This window comes from Curtobacterium sp. 1310 (assembly GCF_017834105.1).
Taxonomy (GTDB): domain Bacteria; phylum Actinomycetota; class Actinomycetes; order Actinomycetales; family Microbacteriaceae; genus Curtobacterium.
In genome coordinates this window covers 369,947-389,121 of sequence record NZ_JAFICY010000003.1, presented here as the reverse complement: position 1 = coordinate 389,121, position 19,175 = coordinate 369,947, and the positions used below count along the sequence as shown (strand labels likewise).

Below are 19,175 nucleotides of genomic sequence, written 5' to 3'. Positions count from 1 at the left end.
GGCGTCTCGGCACCCGGGCACCCGTGCAGACGCGGCATCGCGGCATCGCGGCATCGACCTGGAGGCTCGGCGCGGGTCCGGCGCGGGAGGCCCGCCCGAACGCGGGCAGCTCAGGCGCCGCGGCGCCAGTCGGCCAGGAAGCGCGCGCCCGCCTCGTCGTGGATCACGCCGTCGTCCGCGGTGAGCACCGGGTACGGCGTCGCCGGCACCCCGTCCGCCGGCCGGACGTCCACGTGCGCGACGTCGTGCCCGTTGGCGTGCAACCAGTCCGCCATGGCGTAGTCGCTACGAGAGTCGCCGACGGTCCGCCAGGTCACCGGCAGCTCCCCGTCCTGCGCGAGCAGCTCGAGGGCTCGCTCGGCACCCATGTCCTTGCCGGACCGGTCGGACTCGACGTCGGTGGAGATGATCGTCGGGTCGACGCGCCACTGCACCGCGCCGTCGGCGTCCGGTCGGACGTCGTCGAGCCGGCGGACACCGAGCCCGCGCCGCTCCAGCGCCGCCATCGCCTTCGCGTCGAACTCGGCCTGGCGGGCGAGGTACGCGGCGTTCGGCACCTCGACGCGCTGCTCGATCGAGACCATCGCGTGCTTCGTCTCGTCGAAGAACACCAGGTCGGCGTACTCGTCACGGACGAGGTCGCGCATCTCGTCGGCGAAGTCCCGCGGGAGCGCGAGGTCCTCGGCGATCACCAGGTCGCTCATCCCGCCCTCGTACTGCGGGCCGATCGAGCACCAGACGGCACCCTTCTCGCACACCGCGTGCACCCGGCCGCCCTCCGCGAGCCCTCCGGCGATCAGCGGACCGACGACCTGCTCGCGGATGAACGCGTCGCTGCGGCCGGTGTTGAAGACGATCGGGACGCCCTCGGCGGCGAGCGCGACGAGGTCCGCCACGATCGAGGGGATCGCGATCGTCCGGGTCACCGGGCTGGCGATGGGTCCGTCGACGTCGAGCAGCAGGCCGAGGCGGGGAGCAGTCACGCCTCCATCCTCTCGCACCCGCGATGCCCATCCTCCCGCGTCGGCCGGTGACGACCGACCGCAGCGGCTCCGGGCGCGCACGTCACTCGGGCGCGGGCAGCCCGACGAACCGGTCGACCAGGTGCCGCAGCACCTTCGGCTCCGGCACGTGCCCCTGACCGGGGACGACGAGGTGCCGCGAGCCGGGCACCGCCTCGGCCAGCGCGACCGAGGCCTGCCGCATCCACTCGGCGCCGCCGTCGCCCGAGGCCACGAGCACCGGGACGCCGACCGACGCCGCCACCCGCTCGGGGACGGAGAGGCCGTTGAGCACCCGGACGTCCCGGGAGAGCACGTGTGCGTCGGCCAGGAGCGACCGCCACAGTCCGGGCTTCAGGCGCGCCGCGGTGATGTGCGGGATCGGGATGCCGAGCACGCGGGACAGGAAGGCCCGCACCGCCTGCGCCCGGCGTCCGGCCGCGACGTGCCCGTCGAGGAAGTCCGCGAACAGCACGTCGTCGCCCTGCGGGTCGACCGTGGCGCGGTACGGCGGCTCCCAGAGCACCGCGCGCCCGAACGGCACGCCGGCGGCGAGGCCACGCAGCACCACCCCTGCACCGACGCACCACCCCACCGCGTCGGCCGGGCCGTCGACGGACGCCGCGACCGCCGCCAGGTCCTCGACCTCGCGCTCGACCGACCACGGCGCGGTGTCCCCGCTCGCACCCCGACCCCGCCGGTCGTAGGTGACGACCCGGTAGCGGTCGCTGAGGGCCGCGACCATCCGGTCGACCGCCGGGCTGCCGTGGTGGTCCCAGGCGCCGCCGACCAGCACCAGGGCGGGCCCGGAGCCGCTCTCGGCGACCGCGAGCGGTGTGCCGTCCGCGGACACGACCGTGCGGTCGACGTGCGCGGGGTCCCCCGGCTGCTGTCCGGGCGGGGCGTGCTGGTCGGGGGGCATGGGTCCTTCCGAGGTGCGCGACGGCGCTGCGTCGGGTCCTGCGGAGGGACCGTGCGGGTCGGTACCCAGAGCATGACAGTCCGGACCGTGAGCGTCACCACCCGCAACCAGGGGGAGCGCTCCACGTTCCCTGTGCACTCTGCTCGGTCGAACCTGCTCGATCGCCGCTCGGTTCCCGCTCGGTCGCCGCTCGGTTCCCGCGCACGGAGCGGCTCAGGCGAGCGCGGTCACGCCGACCGACTCGCGCTCGAGCAGGGAGCGCTTGACGTCGAGCCCCCACGCGAAGCCGCCGAGCGTCCCGTCGGACCGCAGCACCCGGTGACACGGCACGAAGAGCGCCGGGGCGTTCCGCGCGCAGACGCTCGCAGCCGCGCGGACGGCGTCCGGTCGCCCCATGGCCGCCGCGAGCTCGGTGTACGTCAGGACGGTGCCGGCCGGGATCGCGCGGAGCTGCCGCCAGCCCTCGGCGAACAGGTCGGTGCCGTGCTGCCGGACCGGGACCCGCATCGCCGCCTCGACCTCGCCGGCGTAGAAGGCCTCGACCGCCTCGGCCGCACGCACCCGGCCGTCGGTCAGCCGTCGTGGGCGGTGCCGGTCAGCCAGCCGCGCGAGCAACCGTGCGGAGTCGTCGGTCCACCCCGACGCGAGCACGTACCCCTCGTCGTCCTCGAGCACCGTGAAGGGGCCGTCGGGGGTGTCGAGCGTCTGGATGGTCGTCGTGGGCTCGGTCATGCTGTCTCCTCCTGGTGGTCCGTCGCCGCTGCTGCCTCCGCCGTCGCGCTCGCGCGGTCGACGATCGGACGCCAGCAGTGCATCGTCAGGTAGCTCCGCCACGGCGCCACCTGCTCCGACCGTAGGGAGAGCTCGCGGGCGCCACCGGGCAGTCCGAGTTCCTGTGCACCGTTCCGCACGGCGAGGTCGCTGTGCAGGAACACGTCCGGGTGGTGCCGGACCCGCAGGGCCACGTAGTCCGCCGTCCACGGCCCGATGCCCTTCACCGCCAGGAGCCCGGCGCGCAGCTCCGCGAGGGACTGTCCCGCGTCGACGACGAGCGACCCGTCGGCGAGCGCCGCCGCGACGCGCAGGATCGTGTCCACCCGTGCCGCGGGTCCCCGCAGGACCTCGTGCCCGCGGGTCGCGATCGTCGTCGCGGTCGGGAACAGCAGCCCGTCCTCGGCCAGCCCCGGGTCGACCGACTCCCCGAGGGCTGCGACGAGCCGGGTCTGTGCGGTGCGGGCGGCGGCCACGGAGACCTGCTGCCCGATCAGGGTGCGGAACACGACCTCGTGTGCGTCGACGGCGCCGGGGAGGCGGATGCCGGGGACCCGGGCGACCGCCGGGGCGAGGACGGGGTCCGTGGCGAGGACGGCGTCGACCGCCTCGGGGTCGGCGTCGAGGTCGAACAGGGCCCGCACCCGCGCCACGAGCGTCGGCAGGTCGGAGAGCGTCGTGAGCCGGACGCGCAGGGCGACCCCGACGCGCCCCGCGCCCCTGCCGACCCCGTCGGTGGCGGGGGCCGAGGCGGTGAAGCGGGCCGGGCCTCCCGGCAGGGCGACGAGGCGACCGTAGGCCGTGACGCGGCCCGAGGCGTCCCGCTCGACGTGCTCCAGCCCCGGCAGCGCGTGGAGCGCGTGCCAGTCGAGCAGGCCCTGCAGGTCGAAGGGCGCGCGCGCGGGGAGGTGGACGTGCAGCCAGCCGTCGTCGGCCGACGTCGGCCGGTCGGTCCGGCGCGCGCGGAGCTCGGAGGGGGTGAGGGCGAAGACCTCGCGCACGGTGTCGTTGAACTGCCGGACGCTCGTGAAGCCGGAGGCGAACGCGACGTCGGCCACCGGCAGGTCCGACGAGGTCAGGAGCGTCCGCGCGGTCTGTGCACGGTGCGCCCGGCTGAGGGCCTTCGGTCCGGCCCCGAGCTCCTCGGTCATGATCCGGCCCAGCTGCCGCTCGGAGTACCCCACGCGGGCGGCCAGGCCGGGTACCCCCTCGCGCTCGACGACGCCGTCGAGGACGAGTCGGACGGCACGGCCGGCGACGTCCTCACGGAGGTCCCACTCCGGGCTGCCCGGCGTCGCCTCGGGCAGGCAGCGCTTGCACGCGCGGAAGCCGGCGAGGTGGGCGGCGGCACTCGTGCGGTAGAACGTGACGCCCTCGGCGCGCGGGGTCCGGGCGGGGCAGCTCGGGCGGCAGTAGATGCCGGTGGAGTGCACGGCGGTGACGAACTGGCCGTCGAACCGCGCGTCGCGGGAGGCGACGGCGCGGTGGCGCTCGGCGTGCAGCGCGTCGGGCTGCGGCTCCGTACGGGTCGCGGGGTTCGTCACGCGGTCAGCCTGGCACGGGCCCCCGACAGGTACTGGCGGGAATCGGACACGGCAGCGGGGCGGCGGTGTGTACCGGCGGTCGGCGGCTGTGTCGAGACGGCGGCGTCGCGTCGAGACGCACCGTTCGCTCCGAGACGCCGCGGGATCCGGCGGCGTCTCACAACCTTCGCGGCGTCTCGCGCGCACGCCGGCGTCTCACCACGGCAGCGGGGCAGCGGTGCCGGCCGGGAGGCACGACTACCGTGGGCGCCGTGACCTCCGTCGACGACGTGGCCGGCCCCGGCGACCTGCCCTTCCGCACCGACGTCGAGGTCGCGATGCTGCTCGTCTCCCCGCACCACCGCTACGAGGGGCGCCCGGCGGACGGGGCGCTGCCGGCCGCGGGCCCGGAGCTCCGCGACCGGATCGAGCTCCGGGCGGGACTCGGCATCGTCGGTGACCGCTACTTCGCCGCACGGGCGCACGTGCACGCCACCGTCACGGTGATCGGTCTCGAGGGGCTCGACGCCGTGGCCGAGGCGGTGGGTGCCCCCGTCGACCCCGTGGCGACCCGGCGCAACGTGTACCTGCGGGGTGCCGACGTCGAGGCACTCCGGGGTTCGCCGTTCTCGCTCGAGAGCCCGGGGTCCGGCGGTCCGGTGTCCTTCCGCGGGTACCGGCCGGCGAACCCGTGCGCCTGGATGGACCACGAGGTGGCTCCCGGCGCGTTCCGGGCGATGCGCGGGCTGGGCGGGGTGCGCTGCGACCCGGAGTCCGACGGCGTGCTCACCCTCGGGCCCGCGGTGCTCCGCACGGCGCGCCCCGTCGCGCTCTGACGGACGGGTGTGCCCGGCGCTCCCGCCCGTTCCGGCCGTTCCGGCCGTTCCGGGGAACGCACCGTGGGCGGCACCTCGCAGCGCCGTAGCCCTGCGAGGTGCCGCCCACGGTGCGTGGTGCGAGCGGGTCAGGCGGTGAGCGCCTGCTCGATCGCGTCGACGAACGCCGGCAGGTCGTCGGGGTTGCGCGACGTGATCAGGCCGCCGTCGACCTGGACCTCCTGGTCGACCCACTCGGCGCCGGCGTTGCGCACGTCGGTCTGCAGCGAGGGGAACGAGGTGATGGTCCTGCCCTGCAGCACACCGGCCTCGATGAGGGTCCACGGGCCGTGGCAGATCGCGGCGACGGGCTTGCCCGCCTCGGCGAAGGCCTTCACGAGTGCGACCGCGTCCGAGTCCTGGCGGATGGTGTCCGCGTTGATGGTGCCACCGGGGACGACGAGTGCGTCGTAGTCGCCTGCGCCGCTGACACTGCCGATGGTGGTGTCGACGGAGACCGACTTGCCCGGGTCCTTGTCGCCGACGAGGGTCTCGATCGAGCCGGACTCCTGCGCCGCCACCGTGACGTCGGCACCGCGCTCGCGGAGCTGGTCGGTGGGGACGACGATCTCGTCCTGCTCCACGCCGTAGTTCGTCGCGATGACGAGGATCTTCTTGCCGTCGAGGGCTGCCATGGTCGCTCCTTCCGCTGCCGGGGGTCTCCCGGCGCGATGTCCACGGTCGTCCGGACGGCCTGGGGACGTTCGCAGTCCGGAGCCGACGTTCAGCCCCGGATGCGGAAAGCGGACCCCTCGCGGACGACCTCGATGCCGTCGTACCCCGTGATGCGCGGCAGCCCTGCGGTGACCGGTGCCTCGAGCGTCCCGAGTCGACCCGAGACGGCCCGTTGAGCACCGCGAAGTTTGCGAGTAGTTTGGGGGCGGTGTGAAAGTAACGCTCGACCCAAAGGACGGTCAAACTCTGTGATCGAAATCGAACCGCTACTCATGCAGATCCTCGCTGGACAGTCGACGGCAAACGACCTTGAAGGCGACGCACTCGACTTCAAACGTGAACAGAGGTCAAAGCAAGACACCGCCAACGACATGGCCGACGCCGCGGCCTGCTTCGCAAATGCTGCTGGCGGCACGATCGTCGTCGGTGTAGCGGATGACGTGCTCGGACCGGACGCGTTCCTCGGCACCGGTCTCGACCCGCAGTACCTCCGCCGACGCATCTACGACGTCACGCGCCCAGCGCTCGATGTCTCGGTCCGCTCCATGACCTACTCCGGCGTCACGCTGCTGATCATCGATGTCCGGGAGGGGCTCGAGGTCTACTCCTCCCGCCAGAAGATGCCGACGAAGCGAGTGGGAGACCACTGCGAACCCATGAGCACGGCCGATGTCAGTCGCCTGGACGACGAGCGACGAGGCGGCGACTGGAGCGCAGCGTCCGCCGCACGTCCACTCACCGACGTCGACGCGGATGCGCTCGCTCTCCTGAGGTCCTTCGTCCGGCGTTCGTCGAGCACGTCACTGAGCGCCCTCGCGGAAGCGCCGTCGACTGACCTTCTGGGCACCCTCGGACTGGTGGACGACTCCGGACTCCTCAACCGCGCTGGCGAGATCCTGCTGGCCACGCCGCGGGACGGCCGCGAAGTCCTGGCCTATCAACACCGGGTCTCCGCTGGAGGGGAGACGGACCTCGGCCGTCGGTGGAACGGACCGTTGCTGATCGCCTACGCCGAGTTGGTCGCCCTCCTCGAGTTCCGAATCGGCACGACCCCTGTGAACTTGCGGTCTGGGCAACAGATTCAGATCGAGGACTACCCGCTGACCGCGGTCCGCGAAGCGCTCACGAACGCGGTGATGCACGGAGACCACCGTGACCACCAGCCGATCCAGGTCGAGCACTCCCCGGAAGCGTTGACGATCATGTCGCCCGGGACACTCGTTCCGGGCATCTCGCCGGACAACATCCTCACGCATCCGCCGAAATCCCGATTCCCCGCTTTGGCGGACGCTCTTCGATCGCTTGGACTCGCGGAGCGGTGGGGCCAGGGTGTCGATCGCATGTTCCGCGAGATGATCCGTAGCGGGCGATCGGCACCCACGGTGAGCGTCCGGACCGGTGAGCGGCCGGAGACGATCGTGCAGCTCGCCGGCGGCCCGCCGAACACTCGAATCACGAAGTTCGTCTCGGAGCTCCCGGACCGAGATCAGAACGACACGGACGTCCTGCTCTTGGTGTCCTACTTAACTACGAACAAGACCATCACCGCTGCGAAGCTTGCCACGGTGGTGCAGCGTCCAGAGGAGGCAGCGCAGAATCTTCTGACGAGGATCGCCAACGACGAGGACGGCTTCCTGGAGCCGACGGCAAGCACGAAGAACGCCAGGAAGCCGACCTACCGATTCCGAGGTGCATCGATCGCTGCCCTCGGCCCCGCCATCAAGTACCAGGCCCGCTCAGACACAGATCGAGCACGAAAAGTGACGGACCACGTACGCGAGTACGGCACCGTGAACAATGCAACAGTCCAGCGCCTCTTCGACGTCGACGTGTACGCAGCGCGGGACATTCTCCGCGACTTGGTCGATCAGGAGGTCCTCGTTCGGGTGAGCGAACAGAAGCGCGGTCCGGCTGTCAAGTACGGGCCGGGCGAAGCGTTCCCGGAGAAGACATCTCGACGGAGGCGATGATGTTCAGCCCCGGATGCGGAAAGCGGACCCCTCGCGGACGACCTCGATGCCGTCGTACCCCGTGATGCGCGGCAGCCCTGCGGTGACCGGTGCCTCGAGCGTCCCGACGACGACGGTCGTGGCTCCGGAGGCGACGGCGGCCTCGACCCCGGCGGGGGCGTCCTCGAACGCCAGGCACCGCTCCGGCGGCACCCCGAGCAGCGCGGCACCACGCAGGTAGCCCTCGGGGTGCGGCTTGCTCCGCTCGGCGTCCTCCGAGGGCACGAGGGCCTCGGGCACCGGGACCCCCGCGGCCCGCATCCGCTCCACCGCGAGCTCCCGCGGCGCGCTCGTGACGAGGGCGACCGGCACACCGGTGTCGAGCAGGCGCTGCACGAACGCGCCCGCTCCCGGCACCTCGACGATGCCCTCGGTGTACCCGATCTCGGCGGCGATCATCGTCGCGACGATCGCCCGCTGCTCGTCCGGGGCCAGGTGCGGCAGGAAGCGCTGCACGGTGTCGATCGTCTGCCGCCCGTGCGAGAAGCCGAGGATCTCGGTGGGGTCGATGCCGTGCTCCGCACCGAAGCGGCTCCACGCCTCCTCGACCACGGCGGTCGAGTCGACGAGCGTCCCGTCCATGTCGAACAGCACCCCGGACACCACGACGTCGATCACGCGTCCGACCCTAGCCGCTACCGGTCGCGCACCCACCGGGTCAGCAGCACACCGCCGTCGCCGAGCAGCACGTGCGCGGGCCGCATCCGGCGCAGCTCCGGCGAGGACCCGGTCGCGATGCGCGGACCCTCGCCGCCCTCGAGCGTCGGGTCGATCGTCAGCGTCAGTTCGTCGACCGCGTCGGCGGCGACGAGCGCCCCGAGGAACGACGGACCGCCCTCGCAGTGGATCCGGTCGAGGCCCCGAACGGCCAGGGCGTCCCGCACGGCACCCACGTCGACAGCATCCGAGCCGCAGTCCACGACGTCCGCGACGGACGCCAGGGCCTGCCCGGACGACGACGCGGCACCGGACCCGGACGTCAGCACGATCGGCCGCACCGGAGCCTCGGTGAACACCCGCGAGCCCGCGTCCACCGACGCGGAGTTCGTGACGATCGCGAAGACCGGGTGGTCGGGCATCCCCTTCGCGCGGCGCCAGGCGACGTCCTCGTCGTGCAGCACCATCGGGCCGTACTCCTCGTCGCGCACGGTGCCGGCGGCCACGAGCACGACGTCGGCGACCCGGCGGAGCAGGTCGAACACGCGCAGGTCGTCGTCCCCGCCGAGGGACGCCGTGCGACCCGACGCGGACGCCGAACCGTCGAGCGTCGCGACGAAGTTCACCCGCAGCCAGGGGCCGTCGGGGACGTCCGCGGTGTACCGGTCGAGCAGCTCGTCGTCGGACAGGTCGGCGATCGACGCCGGCAGGGAGGGGCTGTTCACGTGTTGTGCCTCGCTTCCACGGGTTCGCGCCAACCGAGGACCGCCTCGACCATGCGCATCGCGTCGACGCTCTCGACGACATCGTGCATGCGGACGATCCGGGCACCGAGCATCGCGCTGACGGTCGCCGCGGCGAGCGACCCCGACAGGCGAGCACCACGGGGACGCCCGAGGGACTCCCCCACGAAGTCCTTGTTCGACACCGCTGCGAGCACCGGGAACCCGAGCGCGACGACCTCGGGCAGCCGTCGGGTCAGCTCGAGCGTGTGCACGGTGTTCTTGTTGAGGTCGTGCCCGGGGTCGACGATGATCCGCGACTCGGGGATCCGCGCCGCGAGCGCACGGTCGACCCGCTCGCGCAGGAAGTCCACGACCGAGGCGGTCACGTCGGCGTACGTCGGCGGCGTCGGCAGCTGCTGGCGCGGCGGGGCGGTCGAGTGCGTGATCACGACGGTCGCGTCGGAGTCGGCGACCACGGACGCCATCCGCGGGTCGGACAACCCCGTGGTGTCGTTGACGACGCTGGCCCCCGCGGCGATCGTCGCCGCAGCGACCTCGGGCCGGAAGGTGTCGACCGAGATCACGACGTCGGACTGCTCGGCGAGCTGGGACACGACGGGCAGCACCCGGTCGATCTCGTCGTCGGCGGACAGCTCGGGCCCCGGCGCGAACTTGACCCCGCCGATGTCGACCCAGTCGGCGCCCTGGTCGGCCGCGCGGACGGCGGCCTCGACGGCCCGGTCGAGTGCGAAGGTCGCACCCTTGTCGTGGAACGAGTCCGGCGTGCGGTTCACGATCGCCATCACGGCGATGCGGTGGTCGAAGTCGAAGGTGCGGCGCCCGATGGTGCGGACCGGGTCGCGCAGGGCCGGCACGACCCAGCCGGCTGCGGGTGTCACGGCCTTGAGGCCCGTGGTCGGCTGCTCGCTCGTCATGCGTCCGCCCCGTGGTCGGTCCCGGCGCCCGTCCCGATGAGCGCGATCGCCTCGGCCCGCCCCGACGCCTCGGCCAGGCTGCCGGTCGCGGCGACGGTCACCGTCGACGAGCCCGACTGCCGTTCGCCGCGGGCGGTGACGCACTGGTGCGTCGCGTCGAGCACGACGAGCACGCCGTCGGCGTCGAGCCCCTGGGCCACCGCCGACGCGACCTGCTCGCCGAGACGCTCCTGCAGCTGCGGCCGGGAGGCCACGGCGTCGAGCACGCGCGACAGGGTCCCGAGGCCGATGAGCTGCTCGCCCGGCGCGTACGCCAGGTGGGCGACGCCGATGAACGGCAGCAGGTGGTGCTCGCACATCGAACGGAACCGCACGTCGCGGACGACCACGAGCTGCCCGCGCTCCCCGTCCTCGGAGTGCACGGCGCCGGAGCGTGCGATCGCGGTGGCGTCGACCCCCATGCCGGCGAAGAACTCGGCGTACGAGTCGGCGACGCGTGCCGGGGTCCGTTCGAGCTCGGGGCGGTCAGGGTCGTCGCCGACGGCGAGGAGGAGCTCGCGCACGGCGGCTTCGACCCGCGCGCGGTCCAGACGTTCGTTCACGCTCTCATCCAACACCGTCGGATGGCCGCAGAACGCGGCCGCCTGTCGGACGCACCGTCCCCCGGGTCGGTGACCCGCGCCTCCAGGCCGGTGCCCTGCAGCGACACACGAGCCGCTCGGACTCCCAGCGTTCTGTAAACTCGTTCGGTGAGCGCCCAGCAGACCGACACCCCGCCCCGGAACCGCTTCGCATCCGGCCTCGACCGCTTCTTCTCGATCACGCACCGCGGGTCGAGCATCCCCCGTGAGATCCGTGGTGGTCTCGTCTCCTTCGTGACGATGGCCTACATCGTCATCCTCAACCCGCTGATCCTCGGCGGGTTCAGTCAGGACCAGGCGCCGCAGGACGTCCTCGGCGGCTGGCTGCAGAACGCGCAGGTCGCCGCCGCGACCGGCCTCGTCGCCGGTGTGATGACGATCGCGATGGGCCTCGTCGCGAACCTGCCGTTCGGCATCGCCGCGGGCCTCGGGATCAACTCGTTCCTCGCCGTGAGCGTCGTGCACCAGGTGACCTGGGCCGAGGCGATGGGCCTCGTCGTCATCAACGGCGTGGTGATCGTGATCCTGGCGTTGACCGGCATCCGGACGATGATCTTCACGGCCGTGCCCGCGCAGCTCAAGGCCGCGATCACCGTCGGCATCGGCCTGTTCATCGCGTTCATCGGTCTGGTCGACTCGGGGTTCGTGCGCACCACGAAGAACGCCTCGCCGCCGCTGCAGCTCGGTGAGGACGGCTCCGTCGCGGCCCTGCCCACGATCGTGTTCCTGATCGGCCTGGTCATCATCGGCACGCTCATGGCCCGCCGGGTGAAGGGCGCGCTGCTCATCGGCATCATCGGCACCACCGTGATCGCCATCGTCCTGCAGGCGATCTTCAAGGTCCCCACCTCGGTCGACTCCCCCACCGGCTGGAACCTCAACGCCCCCGGCCTGCCGAACGCCCTCTTCGCGCTGCCGGACCTGTCGCTCGTCGGGCACGCCGACGTCTTCGGAGCGTTCACCCGCATCGGCCCGGTCGCCGCGTCGATGCTCGTCTTCACCCTCGTCTTCACGAACTTCTTCGACGCGATGGGCACGATGACCGGGCTCGCGAAGGCCGCCGGTGTCGCGAAGCCCGACGGCACCTTCCCCCGCCTGAAGTCGGCGCTCGTCGTCGAGGGTGCCGGCGCCATCGCCGGTGGTGGCGCCTCGGTGTCGTCGAACACGGTCTTCATCGACTCGGCGTCGGGCATCGGCGAGGGAGCCCGCACGGGCATGGCCTCGGTCGTGACGGGCCTGCTGTTCCTGGCGTCGATGTTCCTCACGCCCCTGACCCAGGTCGTCCCGCTCGAGGTCGCGGCCGCCGGACTCGTCGTCGTCGGTGCGCTCATGGTCGCGCAGGTGAAGGACATCGAGTGGAGTGACTTCGGTGCTGCGCTGCCGGCGTTCCTGACGATCGTCGTGATGCCGCTGACCTACTCGATCGCGAACGGCATCGGCGCCGGCTTCATCAGCTGGGTGCTCATCAAGCTGCTGTCCGGCCGCGGCCGCGAGGTCTCCTGGCTCCTCTACGTCGTCGCGGCGGGCTTCCTGCTGTACTTCGCGCGCGGGCCGCTCGAGGCGCTGCTCGGCGTCGGGTAGCGCGCTCCCGTTTCCGCGTACCGCGCTTTCCGCGCTTTCCGCGAGACGCAACGTGGGCGGTGCTTCGCAGCGACGTTCCGCTGCGAGGGGCCGCCCACGGTGCGTTCCGCGAGAGTGCGTCCGGTGCGTCCGGTACGTCCGGCCTGGAGGCGCGTCGTCAGTCCGACACGTCCGCCGGCTTGGCCTCGTGGCGGCGTCGGCCCGGGGTGCGCCGGTCCTCCTTCATGCCCGCCTCGTACAGGTGGCGCTTGCCGCCGACGAGCTGGTCGCGGGCGGTCTGCTCGAGCTCCTTGGCGAGGGCGTAGTAGTTGTCGTCGTAGTCCTCGACGATCTGGAACGTCCACCGGCCGTCGATGACGTTGCGGCCGACCAGCTCGGTGTCGATCCGCTCGGCGAGCTCGGTGTGGCCGGCCTTCCGGAGCTGTTCGACGGCCTCGCCGAGGTTCAGGTCCGCGGTCCCGGTGAGTCGGTGGAACCCGTAGAGCAGGCCCCGTGCGTGCTCGAGCACCTCGAGTGCGGCCGACAGCGCGCCGAGCGCCTCGACCGTGGCCTCGGACACCCCCTCGGGCACCACGTGTGCGTCGTCCGGTCCCTGTCCGTCTGCTGCCTGGCCGTCTGCGTTGCGCTCGTCCGTCATGCTCCTCGTCTACCGGAGCGTCGCTCGGGTCGCTCCGAGCAAGTGCGGGACGGGCTCCTTCGTCGCGTTCGGCTGGTGCGGTCGTGCGCTGGTTCGACTCGCTCGCGCACGACCGCAAGCGCGTCGCACCACGGAATCCCGTGGTGCGACGTGCTTCCGGTGGTGCGGCGTGACGACGGACCGCGCCGCCGCGAGCGCCGCGGCCGGCCGCCCCGCGAGCGCTGCCGACCGGCTGGCCGGCCGGGCTACGGGACCGGGACCGTCGGCGGCACGGCCGCGGGCGCCGTCGCCGTCGGGCGCTCCATGAGCCGCCAGGACCCACCGAGCAGCGGCGACAGCGTGACGATCGTGTAGACCACGGCCACGATCGCGAACGTCCCGGTCACGCCGATGCCGTCCGCAGCGATGCCCCCGAAGAGTCCGCCGAGCGGGATGCCCGCCCACGACCCCGCCGACAGGAGCCCGAACACCCGGGCCCGCATGTGCGACGGGATGCGCTCGAGCTCGACGGCCCCCAGGATCGGGTTGAGCGCGCCCGCCGCGAAGCCCGACAGCACGCACGCGCCGAGCACCCACGGCAGCCCGAGTCCGAGTGCCGGCACCGCGAGCGACGGCCCGCCGGCCAGGACGAAGCACACCACGAACGTGATCCGCCGGGGCACCCGGTGCGCCACGTACCCGAACGCGAGGGACCCGAGGAACGCCGCACCACCGAAGGTCCCGCTGACGATCCCGAGCGACTGCGCGCCGTCGAGCACTCGGTCGGCGTAGAGCGGGAGCAGCGCTGTCGAGCGCGCCGCGTCGAGCAGGTTCGTCACGAGCACGAGCGCGATGACGAGCCGGAAGAGCGGGTCGCGCACGCAGAAGCGCAGCCCGGCGCCGAGGTCGCGCCAGTACCCGGCGGACGGCTCGGCGGCGCCCGCGTCGGTCGCGGGGGCGACGACGACACCCCGCAGCGTGACGGCGGCGAGCACCGCTGCCGCCCCGAACACGGCGGCGGTCACGGCCAGTGCGGGCAACGGCCCGACGGCGCCCACGAGCAGTCCCGCCGCGGGGGCGCCGAGCAGCACCGAGAAGCGCACCGACGCCTCGAAGTGGCCCACGGCACGCTCGAGCGGGATCCCCGCCGCCGTCGCGAGTCCCGGCAGGAGCACCCGACGGCCCGACTCCCCCGGGGTGTCGAACAGGCCGCCGAGGAACACGAGCACGAGCAGCGCCCAGGCCGGCAGCCCGACCGTCCACGCCAGGAGCGGGATCGCGACGAGCGTCACGGCGCTGACCAGGTCGGACGCCACGCTCGACCGGACGAACCCGAAGCGCTCGACGAGCACGCCGCCGAAGGCCCCGCCGAGCACGATCGGGATCGTCGCCGCGAAGGCCGCGATGCCGACGTCCGTCGCCGACCCGCCGCGGGAGAGCACCACGAACGGCACCGCGATCGTCGTCGCGACGTTCCCGGTCCGCGAGACCACCTGGACGGCGAGCAGCGACCGCAGCCGCCAGTGCGCGTTCACGGGCGCGCCGACCGGTAGCTCTGGACGACCGCGGTGACCCGCTCGGCACCGTCGCCGGGTTCGTGCTCGGCGCTCCGCGCCTCCCACCGGTCGAGGACGCCCTGCAGCTCCGACCCGAGGGCACGCAGCTCGTCGATCGTCAGCCGGAGGGTCCGGTCGCCGCTGTTCGACGCCGCGACCCACTCGCGCCCGAAGGCCGGGACGTGGTCGAGGAACGCCGTGTACTCGTCGGCGTACGCCTGCGCGACGGTCCGGTCGAGCGCGGTGCCGGCGATCATCCGGTCGGGGTCGTCGAAGCCGTCCGCGAGGTCCCACGACGTGTGCTGCGCGACCGCCCGCCACCAGCGCTCACGTCGGTCGGTGCCGAGCTCGGGTGCGGGCTCGATGAAGCCGGCGTCGGCCAGGCGCTTGCAGTGGTAGCTGATCGTCCCCGGTGCCTCGTCGACCTGCTCGCCGAGCATCGCCGCGGTCTGCGGGCCACCGGTCCGGAGCAGCCCGACGAGCCGCAGCCGGGTCGGGTGGGCGAGCGCGCGCATCTGCGCCGCGTCGTCGAGTCGCTGCACGTCCATGGCTCGACCATAGGTGCACAACACGTCTTGTGCAACGTTTCTTGCGCAATGGTCGTTGCGGATCGGTCGGGAGGCTCGCCCCACCGCCGCCGGGCAGGCTACGGTTCCGGCATGGCCAGGTGGGTCGCGCTGCTGCGTGGGGTGAACGTCAACGGGATCACGATCCGGAACGCCGAGCTCGCGGCGCTGTTCGGGGGCCTCGGGTACACCGACGTGCGGACGGTGCTCGCCTCGGGCAACGTCGTGTTCACGGCACCGGGCGACGCGACGGCGGTGCAGACCGCCGTCGAGCAGGCCCTGCGGGACCGCTTCGGGTACGACGCCCGGATCGTCCTCGTCCCGCACGAGCGACTCGCCGAGGTCGTCGACGGCTTCCCGTTCGACTCCGCCCCCGACCGGCACGACCACGTCGTCTTCGGCTCCGACGACGCCGCCCTCGACGGCCTGGTCGCCGACCTGTCGCTCGACGACGGTGTCGAGCGGGTGGCCCGGGGCGACGGTGTCGTCTACTGGTCCTGCCCGAAGGGCTCGAGCACCGACACCGCGTTCGCGAAGCGGGCCGCCGCCGCGCGCTTCCGGCGCACGACGACGACCCGCAACACGAACACCCTGCGCAAGCTGCTCTGAGCCGCGCGTCGGACGGTCAGGACTGCGCGGGCTGCCCGTTGCTCGCGGTCGTCCCGCCGTCGACCGGCAGGATCGCTCCCGTGATGTAGGACGCAGCGTCGCTGGCCAGGAACAGGACCGCTGCAGCGACCTCCTCCGAGCGCCCGCCGCGACCGAGCGAGACACGCTCCGCGAACGCGTGCTGGAGCTCCTCGTCCTCGGCCTGCTGCTGGGTCATGTCCGTCCAGATGAGGCCCGGCGCGACCGCGTTCACCCGGACACCGAACTGCCCGTTGTCGAGCGCCGCGGCCTTCGTGAAGTTCGAGACGCCGCCCTTCGCCGCGTTGTACGGGCTCATCCGCCAGTCGGCGTCCATCCCGGAGACCGATGACGTGTTCACGACCGACCCCTTGGTCTCCCGCAGGAACGGCAGCGCCGCCCGCGTGCCGTAGAACACGCTCGACAGATCGGTCTCGATGACCCGGTGCCACTCGTCGGGCTCGATGTCGGTGATGTCGCCGGAGGTGAAGGTGCCGGCGTTGTTCACGAGCACGTCGACGCGGTCCCACCGATCCACCGCGCCGGACACGATCGTCTCCCACGCCGCCGGGTCGGCCACGTCGGCCTGCAGCGCGACCGCACGACCGGTCGGCAGGCTGTCGGCGACGGCACGGAGCTTGTCCTCGACGCTGTCGACGAGCAGCACGGCAGCTCCCTCGTCGACGAACGCCCGCGCGGTGGCCTCGCCGATGCCCGACCCGGCTCCCGTGACGATCGCGACCTTGCCCTCGAACCGCTTGTCCATGTGTGTCTCCTCTCGATGCACTGCTCGTGCCGCAGGAGACGCCGTCGGCCCGGGGGCACGGACGACCACGGTGCCCGCACCCGGCTGGGCGCGTGTGCAGGCGGGACGGAGGCGGCACCGGTGCCGGCGTCGAGGGTACGGAGACGACGGGAGGCGCGGCGCGGGGCGGACCTGCACCGCGCCTCCCGGCCGGACGATCAGGCGGTGGTCTCGTCGAGGTCGAGGTTCCGGTCCAGCGAGATCATCGGGATCGACGCCGTGATGACGGAGCCGTCCGCCCGGAGCGTGCCCTGGATGTCGCTCGTGGTGGGCGCGTGCCCGCTCATCCGCGGCCCGTGGTGGGCGAGCGGCACGACCGTCGGCGCCCCCGCGGTGACGTCCCACTGCTGGTTGTGCACCCACGCGGTGAAGCCCTCGCCGGTCTCCACCGTGAAGGTCATCGCGTCCTCTTCCAGGTCGACCCGGACGCGCGAGCCGTGCACCTGGATGCGGTAGGTCAGGCGCTCCCAGTCCTTCGGCAGGCGCGGGTTGAAGGTCATCCGGCCACCGTGGTCGCGCATGCCGCCGAAGCCGTTCACGAGCGCACCCCAGATGCCGCCCGTCGACGCGATGTGCACGCCGTCCGCGGTGTTGCCGTGCAGGTCGGCGAGGTCGACGTAGAGCGCCGTCAGGAAGTACTGCGCCGCCAGGTCGTGGTACCCGACCTCGGCCGCCATGATCGACTGGACCACGGCGGAGAGCGTCGAGTCACCGGTCGTCAGGGCGTCGTAGTAGTCGAAGTCGCGACGCTTCTCGGCCGCGGTGAACTCGTGGCCCTGCAGGAACAGCGCGAGCACGACGTCGGCCTGCTTGAGCACCTGGAACCGGTAGATCACCAGCGGGTGGTAGTGCAGCAGCAGCGGCCGCTTGGACTCGGGCGTGTTCTCGAGGTCCCAGAGCTCCTTGTCGAGGAACTGGGCGTCCTGCGGGTGGATACCGCGGTGCGGGTCGAACGGGATCTCCATCGACTCGGCGGCGTGCTCCCACTCGGTGACCTCGTCGTCGACGAGCCCGGTGCGCCGGACCATGCGGCCGTACTCCTCCGGGTCGTCGGTCGCGAGCTGCCGGCAGGCGTTCACCGCGAACCACAGGTTGGCCCGCGCCATCACGTTCGTGTAGAGGTTGTCGTCGACGACCGTCGTGTACTCGTCGGGCCCGGTGACCCCGTCGATGTGGAACTTCCGGTCGCCGTTCGACCGCCAGAAGCCCAGGTCGGACCACAGGCGGGCGGTCTCGACCAGGATGTCGATCGCCCCGCGCTTCAGGAAGTCGGTGTCGCCCGAGGCCCGCACGTACTGCATGAGCGCATGGGCGATGTCCGCATCGATGTGGTACTGCGCGGTGCCGGCCGCGTAGTACGCGCTCGACTCCTCGCCGTTGATCGTCCGCCACGGGAAGAGCGCCCCGCGCTGGTTCAGCTCCCGCGCCCGCGACCGAGCGGCGTCGAGCATGTTGTAGCGGAAGCGCAGCGCGTTCCGCGCGACGATCGGCGCCGTGTACGACAGGAACGGCAGGACGTAGATCTCCATGTCCCAGAAGTAGTGACCGCCGTACCCGGAGCCCGTGACGCCCTTCGCCGCGATGCCGTGCCCGTCGGTGCGGGCGGTGGCCTGCGCGAGCATGAACAGGTTCCACCGGACCGCCTGCTGGATCGCGGGCTGCCCCGGGATCTCGACGTCGCTGCGCGTCCAGTAGTCGTCCATCCACGCGCGCTGCTTGGCGAAGGTCTCCTCGACCGTCTCGGCGCGCGCACGGTCGAGCGTCCGCTCGCACCGGTCGGCGAGTTCCCGCGCCGGCACCCCGCGGGACGTGTGGTACACCATGTGCTTCACGAGCCGGATCGGCACCCCGGCGCGGGCCTGCACGCGGTAGACGTGCTTCGCGAGGTCGTCCTCGATCGACGACGCCTCGTCCCACGAGTTCTCGGTCTCCAGGTGGTGCTCGACACCGACGCAGATCGTCATGCCCGAGCTCGACGCCTGGTAGCCGAGCAGCGAACGACCGCCCGTGCTGCGCTTGAGCTTCGGCTCGAGCACCCGCTCGGTGAACGCCTCGGCCTTGCGGGGGTCGAAGGCGTTCGCCGCAGCCCGCATGCCCGCGTGGTACTCGTCCTGCACGTCCTGCCGGTTGAGGATCTGGCTCGACAGCAGGATCGAGGCGTCCCCGTCGAGCACGGTGACCTCGTAGTCGATGACGGCGAGGTGCCGGTCGGTGAAGGACACGAGTCGACGGGCACGGATGAGCACGCGCTTGCCGGACGGCGTCGACCACTCGGTCTCGCGGTACAGGTAGCCGCCGCGGAACTCGAGCCGACGGGTGTGCCGCAGGATGTCGGCCTCGGCCAGGACCAGCGGCTCGTCGTCGACGTACAACCGGATGACCTTGGCGTCGGGCGCGTTGATGATCGTCTGCCCGGTCTTGGCGAAGCCGAAGGCGTCCTCGGCGTGCCGGATCGGCCAGGTCTCGTGGAAGCCGTTGACGTACGTGCCGTACTGCACGCCGCCGCGGCCCTCGTCGAGGTTGCCGCGCAGGCCGAGGTAGCCGTTGCCGACCGCGAAGTTCGTCTCCGCGACGCCCTGCTCGTCCGGGGCGTACTCGGTCTCGACGAGCGCCCACTCGTCGACCGGGTAGCGGACGCGGTCGAGGGGGTCGGAGGTGATGGGGTTCATGGCGTGTGCTCCGTGGGAGGG

The 19,175-nt window shown here is 72.3% G+C and carries 18 protein-coding genes; 4 read left to right on the top strand and 14 right to left on the bottom strand.

The genetic code is table 11. From position 1 onward, the window contains the following. Positions 1-110 precede the first annotated feature (110 nt). The 4 genes from JOD95_RS10215 to JOD95_RS10200 form a co-directional block, all read right to left on the bottom strand. Positions 111-983, bottom strand: coding sequence for a hypothetical protein (locus JOD95_RS10215; protein WP_081985143.1), 873 nt, complete (start codon positions 981-983; stop codon positions 111-113). Positions 984-1,065: 82 nt separating this feature from the next. Continuing rightward, the gene (locus tag JOD95_RS10210) at positions 1,066-1,923 is read right to left on the bottom strand and encodes an alpha/beta fold hydrolase (protein WP_058729653.1); all 858 of its coding nucleotides are present in this window, start codon (positions 1,921-1,923) and stop codon (positions 1,066-1,068) included. A gap of 213 nt (positions 1,924-2,136) precedes the next feature. Beyond that, complete coding sequence (locus JOD95_RS10205) at positions 2,137-2,655, bottom strand: methylated-DNA--[protein]-cysteine S-methyltransferase (protein ID WP_209684879.1); 519 nt, start codon at positions 2,653-2,655, stop codon at positions 2,137-2,139. Next, on the bottom strand, positions 2,652-4,238 hold the full coding sequence (locus JOD95_RS10200; RefSeq protein ID WP_209684878.1) for a DNA-3-methyladenine glycosylase 2 family protein: 1,587 nt from the start codon (positions 4,236-4,238) through the stop codon (positions 2,652-2,654). Before JOD95_RS10200 ends, JOD95_RS10205 begins: the two co-directional genes overlap by 4 nt. A gap of 317 nt (positions 4,239-4,555) precedes the next feature. On the opposite strand from JOD95_RS10200, the gene JOD95_RS10195 reads away from it, so the two are divergent. Then, complete coding sequence (locus tag JOD95_RS10195) at positions 4,556-5,053, top strand: molybdenum cofactor biosysynthesis protein (protein ID WP_209684940.1); 498 nt, start codon at positions 4,556-4,558, stop codon at positions 5,051-5,053. Positions 5,054-5,181: 128 nt separating this feature from the next. Here JOD95_RS10195 and JOD95_RS10190 read toward each other — a convergent pair whose 3' ends face one another. After that, positions 5,182-5,727 carry a type 1 glutamine amidotransferase domain-containing protein gene (locus JOD95_RS10190; RefSeq protein WP_066657169.1) on the bottom strand — a complete coding sequence of 182 codons (546 nt, stop codon included), beginning with the start codon at positions 5,725-5,727 and terminating at the stop codon, positions 5,182-5,184. Positions 5,728-6,015: 288 nt separating this feature from the next. On the opposite strand from JOD95_RS10190, the gene JOD95_RS10185 reads away from it, so the two are divergent. Further along, complete coding sequence (locus JOD95_RS10185) at positions 6,016-7,737, top strand: RNA-binding domain-containing protein (protein WP_209684877.1); 1,722 nt, start codon at positions 6,016-6,018, stop codon at positions 7,735-7,737. A 3-nt stretch (positions 7,738-7,740) separates the two neighbouring features. On the opposite strand, the gene JOD95_RS10180 is transcribed toward JOD95_RS10185, so the two are convergent. Genes JOD95_RS10180 through folE form a run of 4 tightly spaced genes read right to left on the bottom strand, consistent with a single transcriptional unit; the run spans position 7,741 to position 10,695 of the window. Beyond that, the gene (locus tag JOD95_RS10180; RefSeq protein ID WP_209684876.1) at positions 7,741-8,394 is read right to left on the bottom strand and encodes an HAD-IA family hydrolase; all 654 of its coding nucleotides are present in this window, start codon (positions 8,392-8,394) and stop codon (positions 7,741-7,743) included. Positions 8,395-8,411: 17 nt separating this feature from the next. Further along, entirely contained in the window at positions 8,412-9,158 is a 747-nt protein-coding gene (locus tag JOD95_RS10175) for a pyrimidine reductase family protein (protein WP_209684875.1), read from the bottom strand. Next, complete coding sequence (gene folP / locus JOD95_RS10170) at positions 9,155-10,093, bottom strand: dihydropteroate synthase (RefSeq protein WP_209684874.1); 939 nt, start codon at positions 10,091-10,093, stop codon at positions 9,155-9,157. The genes JOD95_RS10175 and folP overlap by 4 nt, the downstream gene beginning before the upstream one ends. Beyond that, complete coding sequence (folE, locus tag JOD95_RS10165; protein ID WP_235426399.1) at positions 10,090-10,695, bottom strand: GTP cyclohydrolase I; 606 nt, start codon at positions 10,693-10,695, stop codon at positions 10,090-10,092. The genes folP and folE overlap by 4 nt, the downstream gene beginning before the upstream one ends. 147 nt (positions 10,696-10,842) lie before the next feature. Between folE and JOD95_RS10160 the strand changes: the two genes are divergently transcribed. After that, on the top strand, positions 10,843-12,315 hold the full coding sequence (locus JOD95_RS10160; RefSeq protein WP_209684873.1) for an NCS2 family permease: 1,473 nt from the start codon (positions 10,843-10,845) through the stop codon (positions 12,313-12,315). A gap of 157 nt (positions 12,316-12,472) precedes the next feature. Here the strand turns inward: JOD95_RS10160 and JOD95_RS10155 are convergent, their stop codons facing one another. The 3 genes from JOD95_RS10155 to JOD95_RS10145 form a co-directional block, all read right to left on the bottom strand. Continuing rightward, the gene (locus tag JOD95_RS10155; RefSeq protein WP_209684872.1) at positions 12,473-12,952 is read right to left on the bottom strand and encodes a hypothetical protein; all 480 of its coding nucleotides are present in this window, start codon (positions 12,950-12,952) and stop codon (positions 12,473-12,475) included. Positions 12,953-13,197: 245 nt separating this feature from the next. After that, positions 13,198-14,466 (bottom strand): MFS transporter, encoded by a 1,269-nt coding sequence (locus tag JOD95_RS10150; protein WP_209684871.1) that lies wholly within the window; start codon positions 14,464-14,466, stop codon positions 13,198-13,200. Then, entirely contained in the window at positions 14,463-15,035 is a 573-nt protein-coding gene (locus tag JOD95_RS10145; protein ID WP_209684870.1) for a transcriptional regulator, read from the bottom strand. The genes JOD95_RS10150 and JOD95_RS10145 overlap by 4 nt, the downstream gene beginning before the upstream one ends. Positions 15,036-15,146: 111 nt before the next feature. Between JOD95_RS10145 and JOD95_RS10140 the strand changes: the two genes are divergently transcribed. Then, entirely contained in the window at positions 15,147-15,662 is a 516-nt protein-coding gene (locus tag JOD95_RS10140) for a DUF1697 domain-containing protein (RefSeq protein ID WP_209684869.1), read from the top strand. Between the two features lie 16 nt (positions 15,663-15,678). Here JOD95_RS10140 and JOD95_RS10135 read toward each other — a convergent pair whose 3' ends face one another. Further along, positions 15,679-16,446: an SDR family NAD(P)-dependent oxidoreductase gene (locus JOD95_RS10135; protein WP_209684868.1), complete on the bottom strand. Its 768-nt coding sequence runs from the start codon at positions 16,444-16,446 to the stop codon at positions 15,679-15,681. A gap of 197 nt (positions 16,447-16,643) precedes the next feature. Continuing rightward, positions 16,644-19,154, bottom strand: a complete 2,511-nt coding sequence (locus JOD95_RS10130) for a glycoside hydrolase family 65 protein (protein WP_066657193.1) — start codon at positions 19,152-19,154, stop codon at positions 16,644-16,646. Positions 19,155-19,175: the final 21 nt, after the last annotated feature.

Coding starts and splice junctions, on each gene's coding strand:
- JOD95_RS10210 (WP_058729653.1), bottom strand. CDS start 1,923: ATGCCCCCCGACCAGCACGCCCCGCCCGGACAGCAGCCGGGGGACCCC.
- JOD95_RS10205 (WP_209684879.1), bottom strand. CDS start 2,655: ATGACCGAGCCCACGACGACCATCCAGACGCTCGACACCCCCGACGGC.
- JOD95_RS10195 (WP_209684940.1), top strand. CDS start 4,556: ATGCTGCTCGTCTCCCCGCACCACCGCTACGAGGGGCGCCCGGCGGAC.
- JOD95_RS10190 (WP_066657169.1), bottom strand. CDS start 5,727: ATGGCAGCCCTCGACGGCAAGAAGATCCTCGTCATCGCGACGAACTAC.
- folP (WP_209684874.1), bottom strand. CDS start 10,093: ATGACGAGCGAGCAGCCGACCACGGGCCTCAAGGCCGTGACACCCGCA.
- JOD95_RS10155 (WP_209684872.1), bottom strand. CDS start 12,952: ATGACGGACGAGCGCAACGCAGACGGCCAGGCAGCAGACGGACAGGGA.
- JOD95_RS10145 (WP_209684870.1), bottom strand. CDS start 15,035: ATGGACGTGCAGCGACTCGACGACGCGGCGCAGATGCGCGCGCTCGCC.
- JOD95_RS10140 (WP_209684869.1), top strand. CDS start 15,147: ATGGCCAGGTGGGTCGCGCTGCTGCGTGGGGTGAACGTCAACGGGATC.
- JOD95_RS10135 (WP_209684868.1), bottom strand. CDS start 16,446: ATGGACAAGCGGTTCGAGGGCAAGGTCGCGATCGTCACGGGAGCCGGG.
- JOD95_RS10130 (WP_066657193.1), bottom strand. CDS start 19,154: ATGAACCCCATCACCTCCGACCCCCTCGACCGCGTCCGCTACCCGGTC.